The 13889-nt window shown below is 41.6% G+C and carries 13 protein-coding genes; 2 read left to right on the top strand and 11 right to left on the bottom strand.

The window, feature by feature from the left end; all coding sequences use genetic code 11:
• Position 1: 1 nt before the first annotated feature.
• Together AB5Y61_RS04445 and galE are read right to left on the bottom strand one after the other, a co-directional pair.
• Complete coding sequence (locus tag AB5Y61_RS04445; protein ID WP_070589286.1) at positions 2 to 700, bottom strand: glycosyltransferase family 2 protein; 699 nt, start codon at positions 698 to 700, stop codon at positions 2 to 4.
• Between the two features lie 161 nt (positions 701 to 861).
• Positions 862 to 1878 (bottom strand): UDP-glucose 4-epimerase GalE, encoded by a 1017-nt coding sequence (gene galE, locus AB5Y61_RS04440; RefSeq protein WP_070589288.1) that lies wholly within the window; start codon positions 1876 to 1878, stop codon positions 862 to 864.
• Between the two features lie 139 nt (positions 1879 to 2017).
• On the opposite strand from galE, the gene AB5Y61_RS04435 reads away from it, so the two are divergent.
• Both AB5Y61_RS04435 and AB5Y61_RS04430 read left to right on the top strand, forming a co-directional pair.
• A complete protein-coding gene (locus tag AB5Y61_RS04435; protein ID WP_368403300.1) occupies positions 2018 to 2998 on the top strand; it encodes a Gfo/Idh/MocA family protein in 981 nt (326 codons plus the stop codon).
• Complete coding sequence (locus AB5Y61_RS04430) at positions 2995 to 4080, top strand: DEAD/DEAH box helicase (RefSeq protein WP_368403299.1); 1086 nt, start codon at positions 2995 to 2997, stop codon at positions 4078 to 4080. Before AB5Y61_RS04435 ends, AB5Y61_RS04430 begins: the two co-directional genes overlap by 4 nt.
• A 42-nt stretch (positions 4081 to 4122) precedes the next feature.
• On the opposite strand, the gene AB5Y61_RS04425 is transcribed toward AB5Y61_RS04430, so the two are convergent.
• From AB5Y61_RS04425 to pstB (AB5Y61_RS04385), 9 genes are all read right to left on the bottom strand, one after another.
• Positions 4123 to 5505, bottom strand: a complete 1383-nt coding sequence (locus AB5Y61_RS04425) for a polysaccharide deacetylase family protein (protein ID WP_223325746.1) — start codon at positions 5503 to 5505, stop codon at positions 4123 to 4125.
• A 109-nt stretch (positions 5506 to 5614) separates the two neighbouring features.
• Positions 5615 to 5995, bottom strand: coding sequence for a lactoylglutathione lyase (gloA, locus tag AB5Y61_RS04420; RefSeq protein WP_003006623.1), 381 nt, complete (start codon positions 5993 to 5995; stop codon positions 5615 to 5617).
• A gap of 28 nt (positions 5996 to 6023) precedes the next feature.
• Positions 6024 to 7385, bottom strand: a complete 1362-nt coding sequence (locus tag AB5Y61_RS04415) for a sensor histidine kinase (RefSeq protein ID WP_125826265.1) — start codon at positions 7383 to 7385, stop codon at positions 6024 to 6026.
• Positions 7369 to 8049 carry a response regulator transcription factor gene (locus AB5Y61_RS04410; RefSeq protein WP_003011876.1) on the bottom strand — a complete coding sequence of 227 codons (681 nt, stop codon included), beginning with the start codon at positions 8047 to 8049 and terminating at the stop codon, positions 7369 to 7371. Before AB5Y61_RS04410 ends, AB5Y61_RS04415 begins: the two co-directional genes overlap by 17 nt.
• A 135-nt stretch (positions 8050 to 8184) precedes the next feature.
• Positions 8185 to 8691, bottom strand: a complete 507-nt coding sequence (locus AB5Y61_RS04405; protein ID WP_368403298.1) for a hypothetical protein — start codon at positions 8689 to 8691, stop codon at positions 8185 to 8187.
• A gap of 259 nt (positions 8692 to 8950) precedes the next feature.
• Positions 8951 to 11494 (bottom strand): M1 family metallopeptidase, encoded by a 2544-nt coding sequence (locus AB5Y61_RS04400; protein ID WP_368403297.1) that lies wholly within the window; start codon positions 11492 to 11494, stop codon positions 8951 to 8953.
• Between the two features lie 130 nt (positions 11495 to 11624).
• On the bottom strand, positions 11625 to 12278 hold the full coding sequence (gene phoU, locus AB5Y61_RS04395; protein WP_003003266.1) for a phosphate signaling complex protein PhoU: 654 nt from the start codon (positions 12276 to 12278) through the stop codon (positions 11625 to 11627).
• A gap of 12 nt (positions 12279 to 12290) precedes the next feature.
• Positions 12291 to 13049, bottom strand: coding sequence for a phosphate ABC transporter ATP-binding protein PstB (gene pstB / locus AB5Y61_RS04390; RefSeq protein WP_003003393.1), 759 nt, complete (start codon positions 13047 to 13049; stop codon positions 12291 to 12293).
• 29 nt (positions 13050 to 13078) lie between these two features.
• Complete coding sequence (gene pstB / locus AB5Y61_RS04385) at positions 13079 to 13882, bottom strand: phosphate ABC transporter ATP-binding protein PstB (RefSeq protein ID WP_003006600.1); 804 nt, start codon at positions 13880 to 13882, stop codon at positions 13079 to 13081.
• Positions 13883 to 13889: the final 7 nt, after the last annotated feature.

Raw genomic sequence — 13889 nt, 5'->3', positions numbered from 1 at the left:
TCTATTTTCCTCTCTCTCTAAAATTCTGAATGAATAGAATAGATACGAACATATGAATCATGTACTTAATAGAGCGTGAAAAAGTTAAATAACTTTCTCCCGCTTGTCTCTCTTCCATTCGAACTTGAACTTCTGAAATTGGAACACCATTTCTTAATAGATAAGAAACAGTATCTGGTTCAGGACCATAGTTGATATTTTTTGCAAAAACTTGTATTAAATCTTTTGAAAACATTCTCATTCCAGATGTCGGATCATTAATCGTTTTTCCAGTGGTCAATTTAATAGCAAAACTTATAAGGGTATTCCCTAACATACGAAACGAATTTGGTCTTTTCTCTGTTACAAAGCGAGAACCTATGACCATTTTATTTCCTTTATCAATTCCATCTTCTAAAGCAGCAATATACTCTGGAAGATGCTGACCATCTGCATCAAATTGCACCGCTTTTTCATAACCGTATTGGTAAGCATACAATAATCCAGTTTGAAATGCTCCAGCTAGTCCAAGATTGACTGGTAAATCAATAATATTATAGCCATTGTTATGACAAATTTCTGAGGTTTGATCTCTTGAACCGTCATTGATAATTACATAATCATACTGGGAATAATTTTGAATAATATTATTTACAACTGACTGAATCGAACCTTCCTCATTATATGCAGGTATAATAATTAATAAATCTGAGGATTTCAATATCCTTCTTCCTCCATTAAAATTCTTTTTTATCCATTATACAATAACCAAAATATTTTATCCACTAATCTCAGAACTTTATACCAACAATAACAATTGTTGTAAGCATAAAAAAGCTCGATATTAGTTATAAATATCAAGCAATTCTTTAAACTTAGTTATTATTCAAATCCATTTGGATGTTTGCTTTGCCATCTCCATGCATCTTGACACATGCGATGAATATCATATTGAGCTTCCCAACCTAACTCCTCACTTGCTTTTGATGGATCTGCATAACAGGTTGCAATATCTCCAGCACGTCTCTCAACAATCTTATAAGGAATTGTTTTTCCTACCACATCTTCCATATTTTGAATGATTTCAAGAACAGAGTATCCTCTACCAGTACCCAAGTTATATATATTTAACCCTGAATCTTTTTCAAGTTTCCTTAATGCCGCCACATGCCCTTTTGCTAAATCAACCACATGGATATAATCGCGGACTCCAGTTCCATCTGGAGTTGGATAATCATTACCAAACACATTAACATATTCTAGCTTTCCAACTGCTACCTGTGTTACATATGGTAAAAGATTATTTGGGATTCCATTTGGATTTTCACCAATATTCCCACTTTCATGAGCACCAATTGGGTTGAAATAGCGTAACAGCACGATATTCCAGGAAGAATCTGACTTGTATATATCTTGAAGCATCTCTTCAATCATCAACTTTGTTCTCCCATATGGATTGGTTACTGATAGCGGAAAATCCTCTAAGATAGGGACAGTATGTGGATCACCATAGACAGTCGCTGACGAGCTAAAAATAATGTTCTTACATTGGACTTCCTCCATAACTCGAAGCAAAGTCAATGTTCCAGTTATATTGTTTTCGTAATATGTAAGCGGAATTTGAACTGATTCCCCAACGGCTTTTAATGCGGCAAAATGAATCACCCCTGTAGGTTGTTCTTTTACGAATACTTCCAATAACTTCTCTTTGTCTCGAACATCTATGTCGTATAATGCAATAGATTTACCAATAATCTTTTCAACTTCTTGGATACTTTTTTTACTACTATTTACAAAGTTATCTACCACAACTATTTCATGACCGGCTTTAGTCAATTCAATTAGTGTATGGGAACCAATAAATCCAGCTCCACCTGTTACTAAAATCTTTTGTTTCATTATTTTTTCCTCATTTAAATAAATTACCTTAATTATCCCATATTTTAGTAATAATTTCAAAACTTGCCCTACATTTTTCACCCCGCCCCTCCCCCTTTTCATGGTATAATAGAGTGAATCGATGACGGAAGGACACCTTATGTTAAAGCTGGGAATTATTGGTACGAGTTGGATTTCACATGAATTTATTACAGCTGCTCATCAGACAGGCCACTATCACTTGCAGGCTGTGTATTCGAGAAAGATGAAGACAGCTCAAGAGTTTTGTGAGCCTTATGGAGCGATCTCTTGCTACACGGATGTCATCGACTTCTTAGACAGTGAGCTGGATGTGATTTACATTGCTAGCCCCAATTCTCTTCATTTCGCTCAGGCCAAGCTTGCTATTCTGGCCAAGAAGCATGTCATCATTGAAAAACCGGCTGTGACCACCCCTTCTGAATGGAAGGAACTGGTCAAGCTCGCTAATGAGCACCAGGTCTATCTCTTTGAAGCTGCCAGAAATTACCAAGAAGCGGCCTTTCAAGTAGTTAAAGACTTCCTCTCTAATCAGGAAATACTGGGCGCCAACTTCACCTTTGCCAAATATTCTTCTAAATTGCCGGCCCTTCTTGCGGGTGAGATGCCCAATATTTTCTCAGATGTCTATGCAGGGGGAGCCTTGATGGATCTGGGAGTCTACTGCCTCTACTTGGCCATTGGCTTCTTTGGAAAACCGATCTCCAGTCACTATTGCGCTCAGCAATTACCCAATTCGGTTGATCTCTATGGTCAAGGTGTCTTGATTTATCCAGAGTTTCAGGTTGCCATTCAGGCAGGGAAAAATATCACCAGCCATCTACCTGCTGAAATCTACACCAAGACTGGAACGCTGACTCTCAATGCTGTAGCAGCCATCAACCAGGCTCGCTTCGTCAGCCATTCTGGGGAAGTCATCGACCTTCCGGTCCAGCCCTGCCCACACCAAATGCAAGAAGAGGCGGAAGCCTTTGCCCTTGCCATCGCTCATCAAAAGCCAGCTGCTTATCTTGAATGGTTACAAACAGGTGAGCAGGTCCATGAAACCCTCTACCAGATGCGTCAAAGCGCTGGAATACAATTTAAGGATGAAAAAGAATGAAAGAACAATTTCCACAAAGCTGGAAAGACCAGTTAGAAACACTCGGATTTGATGCATTCACTGAAATTCAGGAACAGATCTTCTCCCCTATCTATGAAGGAGAAAATGTCCTCGGCATCAGTCCTACCGGTACTGGTAAGACACTCGCCTACCTCTTTCCGAGCTTGCTCAAACTCAAACCGAAGAAGGCCCAACAACTCTTAATTTTGGCTCCTAACACAGAGTTAGCAGGACAAATTTTTGATGTCACCAAACAATGGGCAGAGCCTCTCGGTCTCCAGACACAACTCTTCCTTTCAGGATCTAGTCAAAAACGGCAAATCGAACGCCTCAAAAAAGGACCCGAAATCCTGGTTGGGACGCCTGGTCGGATCTTTGAACTGATCAAGCTGAAAAAGATCAAAATGATGAATGTAGAAACCATCATTTTAGATGAATTCGACCAATTACTGAGCGATTCTCAGTACCACTTCGTCGACAAGATCAGCCACTATGCTCCCCGTGACCACCAATATATCTATATGAGCGCCACAGCCAAGGTCGATCCAGACCAGCTAGAAGAAAATACTCTTCGCATTTCGGTTGATGGAGTTTCTTTGGACAATATCCAACATTTTTATATGCAAGTGGATAAGCGGGACAAGGTCGAATTGCTCCGCAAACTCGCCTACGTCGAAGATTTTCGTGGTCTGGCTTTTTTCAATAGCCTGTCTGATCTGGGTAGTGCTGAAGAAAAACTACAATACCGTGGTGTTGAGGCCGTATCGCTCGCAAGCGATGTCAATGTCAAATACCGCAAGGTCATTCTGGAACGCTTCAAAGACCATCAGCTGACCCTCTTGCTTGCCACCGATTTAGTCGCTCGTGGCATCGATATTGAACATCTTGAGTGTGTGATTAACTACGATATTCCTCGTGATGTGGAGACCTATACCCACCGTGCCGGTCGAACAGGACGAATGGGGCGTGAGGGCTATGTAATCACCTTTATCACCCACCCAGAAGAACTCAAATCCTTAAAAAAATACACTTCTGTACGTGAACTGGTTTTAAAAAATTCAGAACTCTTTTTAAACGAATAAGAAAATCCTCTGCTAGTGAATGAACTGCAGAGGATTTTTACGTTAATTTCCATTGTAATAAATGCGATGACTTTCAAGTTGATAATCCAACAATTCATCCACCGTTACAAAGGTATAGCCTTGTGATTTGAGGTAGTCAAGGACGGTCGGTAGAGCGTCAATCGTGGTTTGATGGATATCATGCATGAGGATAATCGAACCCGGTTTGACTTCTTTTTTCACTTCATTGAGAATAGCCGTCGTATTATGTGTCTTCCAATCTAGGCTATCTACATCCCACATGATGAAGGATTGGTCGACACCGTATTGGATAGCGTTATTGATGGCCCCATACGGAGGACGGGTAATCTTGGTCTGCACACCTGTCGCTTTTTGAATAGCTTCTTGGGTATCCAAGATCTCTTTTTTGGCATTATCCAAGCTCAATTTTGGCAATTGAGGGTGATCCCAGGTATGGTTCCCGATTTGATGACCTTCTTTGCGGACTTGCTTAGCAATATCCGGATTCGCACTGACATTTTTTCCGACCATAAAGAAGGTAGCTTTGGCATTGTATTTCTTTAAGATGGCCAGCGCCTGAGGAGTCGTGGTTGGATCTGGTCCATCATCAAAGGTCAGGGCAATCATCTTACGGTGGCGTTCTTCAATATAGGATTCATAAGAAGCTAGATCATCAGGAAGCAAGCGCTCTGTATCAATCACGTCGTAGAATTTAGACAAGGGAACAGTGAAGGTATCGTCTCCTTTAACCTTGGTTGGAAATGGAATGGTGAAATTTCCTTTTTCATATTGGAATTCCCATTGGCTCAAATCCAACTCTGAGAAGTGGGCAACCATTTGATCAATGCTTTCCTCGTCCAGCTGACGAAAGGCTAGATTTCCCCGTAATTCCTCCAAAAAGATCTGCTTGGCTCCATCTGGATCCGCAAAAACCTGGCTGAGGGTCAAAGGGTTACTATCATCATCCAAGTAAAAGAGGGGCAGCTTCACCGTCTCATCTTTGATGAATTTCCCTTTTTTGTACTGGTATTCAGCCCGTTTGATTTGGATAGGGTGATAACCAACAAAAGGCGCTTCTGCTTCTTCACTATGGTAGAAGGTCAAATGCTTTGGCTCCTTGGTTTTCTCATCCGATCCTAGACGCTGAAGGTCTTCTTGGATCTTCTCTTTCACAATCTCAACAGGCTGTCCATCTTTAGTAGGATAATAAGCCGTCACATAAGAAGTTCCTAAAATCCCTTCCTGAACTTGAACATCTTTCCCTTTTTCAGAGCTTTTCTCGAGTTGGGTGACCTTGGCAAACTGATCCTGATAGGCTTTTTGTTCACGAACCCTTTGAATCTTTTGATAGCCGATATACAAAAGACTCAATAAAAGGAGATTTGTAATGATTAATAAAATAGTTTTCGTGTGTTTGAATCTCATAACTTTATTATAGCAAATTTCTCTCGAAAAAACATTCCTTTTTTGTAAATGGTTTCATAAAAAGAGGGCGACTGTCGTCGCCGACAGCGGCCCCTGTTTTTAGTCCCTCTTATTTTTCGCGAATGACTTCTACTTTATATCCATCCGGATCTACAACAAAATAGTAATTCGGTTGCGTTCCTGGAAGACCTTTTGGTTCCGTCACTTCATAGCCTTTAGCCTTGTGTTCCGCATTCAAACCTTCTAGATCAGGAGTACTCAAGGCGACATGAGCATAGCCATCTCCGATGACATATGGACCATGATCATAATTGTAAGTCAATTCCAACTCATAGTCATCTCCAGGCAAGGCCAAATAAACAATCGTAAACTTGTAGTCTGGGAAATCTTTCCGACGTTTTTCTTCAAAACCAAAAGCATCTTGGTAAAAAGCGATTGATTTTTCTAAGTTTTCCACACGAAGGCAAGTGTGCAACATTTTTGAACTCATAGGTTTTCCTCTTTTCTTTTTTTAAAAATTATGAACGATTTTTTTTACGACTTTCCGTCTTAATGGATAATTTCACTTCAAAGATGGTCCCTTTTGGTTTATTATCTTTAACTTGAATGGTCCCTTTAAAGGCTTCTACGATCTGCTTAGCGAGGGATAACCCCAAGCCAAATCCACCTTTTTGACGGGTTCTGGCCTTGTCGACCCGGTAAAAACGATCAAAGATCCGTTTCTTGTCCTCATCTCGAATCCCTGGACCATTATCCAGCACCCTCAAAAGAAGATTTTTGTCCTTCAACTGGACTTCAAACTGGATCTCACCATCTTCATCGGTATATTTCAAGGCATTGTCATAGAGAATCGTCATCAATTGCTTGAGGAGTGTCTTGTCAGAACAAATGACTTTGTCCACCTGATTGTCTCCTCGGAAGAGTTTACCATTTTCTTCCGCAATGATCTCAAAATTCGAGAAGGTCTGATCGAAAAAGCTTGGTTCGATATCTTCCATCTCTGGTTTCAAGCCGTCATCTCTTCGGGCAATGTTAAGAAGGTTGGTGGTCAAGAGCTTCATATTTCGAACTTCATCCAAGCTGGATGCAATATTCTCACTCGATTCCATAATGGTCGCTTCAGGCTTTCTAAAAAGCGTTTCAAGGCGATTTTGTAGAACTGCTAAAGGCGTCCGCAACTCATGGGAAGCATTTTCCACGAAAGCCTTTTGCTTTTGCATACTCTCAAGAAGGGGCTTGACGCTGAGACGTGCTAAGAAGAGACTAGCGAATAAGGAGATTCCCCAGAAGCAGATCATGATGAGGGCGATTTGACTTTCGTGCTCTTCACTGGTCTGCTCTAGCTGACTGATATTGGTCATGACAACCGCATACTTGATGTCACTATCACTTTCATCATCAGATAAACTCAACTCTGCCATATAGGCCCGGTAACTTTCTTTTTTCCCATAGCTATTTGTAATTTGAAGCTGGGAAACCTTGTTGAGGAGCTTTCGACCAAACGTCACCGTTTTGAAGTTTAAAAACCCATTACCGGTTGTCAAGTTTTCATATTTTTTATTGAGCAAAACAACAGTGGTATTGGATGTGACATCCCCTTTAGGTTCTGATTTATCATGATCTGGGATCATCATCTCATGATCATTATCATCTCCTTTGGTATTTGACTGTCGCTGGTCTCGATAAGCAATCGCTACAAGTGAGTAGGGATCCTGACTGAGAGTCTTGAGGTTCTCATCGACCGTTGTATAGAGACTCGAGCGCATGACCTGGATAATAATCAGGGTCATGGCTGAGAATATCAAAGTAAAGAGCCCAAAATATCGGATGAAGTAGGAAAAATCATCTTCCCCGACGGTTTTCTTAATTCTGGTTAGCATCTTTTAAGATATACCCCACACTGCGCAATGTTTGCAAGTTCTCAACGAAATCAGTACCTTTTAATTTCTTACGGATTTTTGAAACATAGACTTCAACCACTGAGATGGTTGTGTCACTATCAAAGCCCCAGAGACGATCGAAGATCTGGGTCTTTGGAAGGATGACATTTTGGTTTTGAAGGAAATAGACCAAAAGATCAAATTCCTTCCCAAGAAGTTCCACTTCCTTATCGTCCACGTAAGTCGAATTAGTGGATAAATTAACCTTCAAATTGCCATAATTGAGGGTATTTTCATTGACCTTTCCTGAACGCTTCAAGAGGGCTTGAATCCGCATCTTAAGCTCTTCTAGGTAGAAAGGCTTGGTGAGGTAATCGTCTGCTCCCAGCTCAAAGCCGTGTCCCTTGTCATCCAGACTTTCTTTGGCTGTCATGATCAAAACAGGGGTTGTCACGCCTTTTTCACGCAATTCTTTCAAGACATGGAATCCGTCTTTTTCAGGAAGCATGAGGTCCAGCAAAATCAAATCATAGATCCCGCTTTCTGCTTCGTAAAGACCTTCTTCTCCGTCAAAGACCTGCATGACATCCGCAAAATCATCTAAAAAATCAAATACTGAATTTGATAAACCAAGGTCATCTTCGACCAATAGAATTTTAATCATCGTCGTATCCTCTTCTCTTTCGTGAGTGAGTCTTTCTAATCTATTCTTAACCATTATAACACGACTTGCCTTCATTTCCTATAGTTTAGAACCTGGTTTTATGATCAAATTCAGCCTGCCTGAGGAAGGCTAATTCTATGAGTTTGTCGTGTTTTCTTTGTTACTTTGACTATCACTCGTCTTGTTTTTATTTTTTGAATTCTTCTTATTGGACTTCTTAGAAGAACCCTGGTTTTCATCTTGTCCGCCAGATTGGTTCATGCCATTTTCTGGACCATTTCCTTGAGGGCTACCATTGCCTTCCTGTGGCATCTGACCAGGTCCGCCACCTTGCGGGCCACCTTGAGGACCGCCGACCTGTGGGCCACCATTTTGCTGGTTTCCTTGTGAAGCATGGCCATTTTGACTATTTTGTTGCTGATTGGTTCCTTGGTTTTGACCTGTTTGGACCGGTTGAGAAAATTGTTGGTTATTAGAAGATTGTGAGGCGATAACACCGACCCCAAAGCCACTTCCAGCACCGACCAACAAGCCACCAACTGCTGCCATACCGATCCACCACTTAGGGCTTCGTTTGAGGACAACCATTTTTTCTTTTGATTCTTGCGTTTCGACTACTTGTTTTGTATCTTTTTGATTCATCTTTTTACCTTTTATCTTTTTGCACAAGTACTTGTCTTTTAAAATTTAAAGGGAGCTCGATCCTTTAGTAAGGCGATTATACTGTAGGAGTCTTAAACCTGCCTAAATTTTTACTTAAAAAATTCTAAACCAGCCTGTTCTTTCTCGAATGGGCTAAATCTTTCTCTTCTAGACATAAAAATACCTCTTAAGTAGATTTTGGTTATTTACCATGTCTACTTAAGAGGTATCATATCAAAATTTTGTATCGATTATTTTCTTATTTCATGGATAAAAGCGCTGCTTCAACAGCTGCTTTCTCCCGCTCGATAAGATCGATTCGAGCCGCGATTTCTTTAATTCCCATCTTGATATTACGGCTAATCGCCATATCATCCAATTGAGGCTCAAAGAAGGCCTTGTATTCATTCAAGCGTTCACGGGTCTTGAAACAGTTAGCTGGGTAGATGACAAACTTATCAAAGCTCATATCACCACCGAGGGCTTTCTTGATCCAATCCCAGTTTTCACGCGCCCAAGTCCAAGTTCTTCCTTGGGTAAAGTCATCATGCAAGAAGTTGTAGTACCAGCTCATAGCCAAGTCCTGAGGTTTCACCACATCCTTGTTCTTCCACTCCTTCAATAGAGCTTCCAAAGTTTCCTCATCCTTGGTATAAGAAAGTGCAGCCGCCAACTGGCGTTTAAAGTTCCCATCTACCGTCTTAACATAAGTATCCAGGTATTGTTGGCTAAGCTCCTTGGTTTCCTGGTGCTTGATTTGGTTGACCAAGATTTGCAGGCGGATGGCAGCTGGAAGTTTTTCCAAATCATCTGCATGTGCTTCAAAGATAGCGCTCGCTTGAGCTTTTGCAGCTTCATCATTGGCCTTGATCATATTAGCAATCATTAGCTGACGAACTTTTTCGTCTTCTTCTGTTTCACCATGCTTAGCTTCTAGACCCAAGCGTTCAAAGTTGTAACGGTTCAAGCGTTTCAACAACTCATGGAAGGCAGCTTCTGTTTCAGTTCCTTCATCCACAAAGAGACTGATCCCAGCTAAGACGCTCGAAACAGCTGAAACAACCAAGTAGGAACTTTCTTCTGTCAAGTGTTCAATCACTGGCAAGAGGCTTGCATAAGAAATTTGACCACTTTCCGCTAAGAGACGGCGTTCTTGAACCACTTGTAATTTTGAAGTGCTATCCAAGCTAGAAAGGTCAGCAAGAATGTCTTCCAACAATTCCCCACGGTAGTCACTGATATAGTGAGCTGTATTTTCTGTATTGAAGCGAAGAGCTCCGCTGTTAGCTGCTTTCAAGGCACTATAGTTTGGAATTTCTAAAACTTCTGTTTCCAAGGTATCTGGAATACCCTTCCAGTTGCTGTTCAAAGGAACAACCCACTTGCGACCTTTTTCTTCTCTTTCTCCGATAAAGAACTGCTCTTGACGGATGATCAAGGTATCGTTTTCCACAGAAGCTGAAACAACAGGGTATCCTGGTTGCTCCAACCAAGAATCCATAAAGGCTGCGACATCACGACCTGAAGCTTGCCCAAGAGCATCCCAAAGGTCACGACCGATAGTATTGCCGTATTGGTGTTTTTCAAAGTAGATCTTCAATCCTTTACGGAAGGCGTCATCGCCTAACCATCGACGAAGCATGTGCATAAGACGGCTACCCTTAGCGTAAACGATTGCTGGGTCAAAGAGAGTGTTGATCTCGTCTGGGTGTTTGACTTCCACATGGACGGATTGAACGCCATCTGTAGCATCGCGTTTCAAGGCAGCAGGCACTCCAGTTGTTTGGAAGTCTTCAAAGATATTCCAGCTTGGTTCAATGGCATCCAAGCTGACATATTCCATCATATTGGCAAAGCTTTCATTCAACCAGAGATCATCCCACCATTTCATGGTCACGAGGTTACCAAACCATTGGTGAGCCAATTCGTGAGCCACCACCAAGGCTACTGTTTGACGGCTTTGGGCCGTAGAGTTTTCATCTACTAGAAGGTAGACTTCACGGTAGGTTACCAAGCCCCAGTTTTCCATCGCTCCGGAAGAGAAGTCTGGAAGGGCGATATGAAGGGATTGAGGGATTGGATACTTGACGCCATAGTAGTCTTCATAAAATTCAATAGCACGAACGGCAATATCCAATGAGAAGTCCAAGTTTTCTAATGGGTGAGCTTTGGTAGAGTAAACACCAACTAGGGTTCCATTCTTAGTCTTAGCTGTCACTCCTTGAAGGTCTCCAGCCGCAAAGGCCAAGAGATAAGATGACATACGAGGAGTCGTATCAAACTTCCAAATACCTGTTTCTTTGCGGTTTTCCACATCGATTTCAGGCATATTTGAAAGGGCGATTTCACCTTCTTCTTGGTCAAATTTCAAAGAAAGATCAAATGTTGCTTTGGCTTCTGGCTCATCCACACTTGGGAAGGCTTCACGCGCAAAATGGCTCTCAAACTGAGTAGAGATTACTTCCTTCTTCACACCATCTACTGTGTAGTAAGAAGGATAAATTCCTGTCATATTGTCTGTGATCTTACCAGAATAGGTCAAGGTAATCGTTACTTGACCTGTGCCTTCCAATTCAACATAAACCGCTTCATTAGCATCATCAACCGTAAATGGGCGGGCTTGACCTGCTACTTCTACTGTTTCGATGGTCAAATCCTTTTGGTGAAGCGAGAAGCGAGTCTCTTTTGCCTCTCCGCTAATGGTCACTTTCCCTGAGAAAGTTTTACTAGAGCGGTTCAAATCTAAGAATAGATCGTAGTGCTCAGGTACAAATGTATCAATAAAATGTGCAACTGCTTGCATAATTTCCTCCTTTAAATGTTTTACGCTTTTCCAATCAAAAGCCCTAATAAAACTATTTTATCACAAAGTTGGGATAAAAGAAAAGACAATCATGACAATGCCTGTCTGAGATCTAAAAGACTTCATGGTCTTACATTTCGATAATTTTACCTGTTTCAAAGTAAACCACCCATTCACAGATATTTTTTGCATAATCTCCGATGCGTTCCAAGAAGTTGATCACTTGGAAATAATCCCGTCCGGTCACGATGGACTCAGGATTTTTCCGAATTTCTTCTGTTGCTAATTCTTGGATGCTATCGAAGTAATGGTTGATGACTTCGTCTCGTGTCGCAACTTCATAGGCCAAATCCACATCGCCTTTGAGGTAAACATCTAGTGTCGCTTCGACAAAATCTTTGACTTCACGGCCCATCTTGCTGATCTCTTCCTCAACAGATTGGATGCGAACTTCCCCTTTCATGCGAATCGTCGCCTTGGCAATTGATACTGCGTGGTCACCCATCCGCTCTAAGTCAGAGACCGCTTTTAAGACAGTCATCACGACACGAAGGTCTTGTGAAACGGGCTGTTGAAGGGCAATAATCTCAAAAGATTTACGCTCTAATTTCACTTCGTAGTCGTTGATCTCCGCATCATCTTCGATAACTTGGCGGGCCAATTCACGGTCATGGGTCACGAAAGCGCGGACCGTACGGTTGATCTGACTCAACACTTCATTTCCCATTGCATAAAACTGGTTATGCAACTTCTCTAAATCTTCTTCAAATTGAACTCGTAACATTTTATTTTCTTCCTATCCAAATTTACCAGAGACATAGTCTTCTGTTTCTTTCTTAGCTGGGTTTAAGAACATTTCATTGGTGTCATTGTACTCAATCAAATCGCCATCCAAGAAAAAGGCTGTTTTATCAGAAATCCGACTTGCTTGTTGCATGGAGCGTGTCACCAAGAGCATGGTGTAGCGGTCTTTTAGTCCATACAAGGTTTCTTCAATTTTCCCAGCTGAAATTGGGTCCAGCGCTGAAGTTGGTTCATCCAAAAGAATAATCTTTGGACTGGTCGCAAGGACCCGCGCCACACAGACCCGCTGCTGCTGACCACCAGAAAGTCCGATAGCTGAATCATGCAGACGATCCTTGACTTCATCCCAGATGGAAGCGCGTTTCAAAGAGGTTTCAACTGCTTCATCCAAGACAGCCTTGTCCTTGACCCCATTAATCATCAAGCCATAAGTCACATTATCATAAATGGACATTGGAAAAGGATTGGGCTGTTGGAAGACCATTCCGATTTCCTTACGCAATTCGACCGTATCGGTCCGTGGTCCGTAGATATTGTGACCGTTGTAGAGGATGGTCCCTGTGGTGGTGACCTCATGGTTAAGGTCTCCCATGCGGTTAATGGCTTTTAAAAGGGTAGATTTCCCTGATCCTGAAGGACCAATCAAGGCTGTAATCTCCTTTGGAGCAAAATCCAAAGAGACACTATTCAAAGCCTTCTTTTTATTGTAATAAACCGACAAGTCCTTGACTTGTAAAATTGGTTCTGTCATTCTATTTTCCTTTTTGTTGTCATTTTACTTTATCCAAAGTGACCCGATACATAATCGTTGGTCGATTGCAATTTCGCATTTTGGAAAATATTCGAAGTCTTATCGTACTCGATGAGGTTTCCAAGATAAAAGAAACCGGTATAATCACTAGCACGGGCTGCTTGTTGCATACTGTGGGTCACGATGACAATGGTGTAATCTTTCTTCAGCTCCAGCATGGTTTCTTCTAATTGCGCTGTTGCGATCGGATCAAGCGCTGAAGCTGGCTCATCCATGAGCAAAATGTCTGGCTTCACCGAGATAGCCCGCGCGATACAAAGTCGTTGTTGTTGACCACCTGAAAGTGTCAGAGCTGATTTGTGAAGATCATCTTTTACCTGATCCCATAGGGCTGCCTGTTTCAAAGAAGTTTCGACCAATTCGTCCAAGATCTTCTTGTCTTTCACCCCAGCACGTTCATGCGGGAAGGTGATATTTTTGTATATTGATTTGGCAAAAGGATTGGGCCGTTGGAAAACCATCCCAATATGCTTGCGCATTTCATAAACATTGATATCTGGACGGTTAACATCGATTCCTTCATACCAAATTTCACCCGTAACACGCGCAATATCGATGGTATCATTCATCCGGTTCAAACTACGAAGATAGGTTGATTTCCCAGATCCTGAAGGACCGATCAAGGCTGTAATCTTATTCTTTTCAAACTGCATGTCGACGCCTTTAATGGACTCGTTCGTTCCATAATAGACATGCAAATCTTTGGTCGATAGGACCACCTTTTCTTCAGGAAAAGTAATGATGTGTCTCTCATCCCAATTGTATTTTGACATTTCTTCT

The sequence above is a fragment of the Streptococcus parasanguinis genome, assembly GCF_040908565.1.
Lineage (GTDB): Bacteria > Bacillota > Bacilli > Lactobacillales > Streptococcaceae > Streptococcus > Streptococcus parasanguinis_AC.
This window is presented reverse-complemented; position numbering and strand designations above follow the sequence as displayed.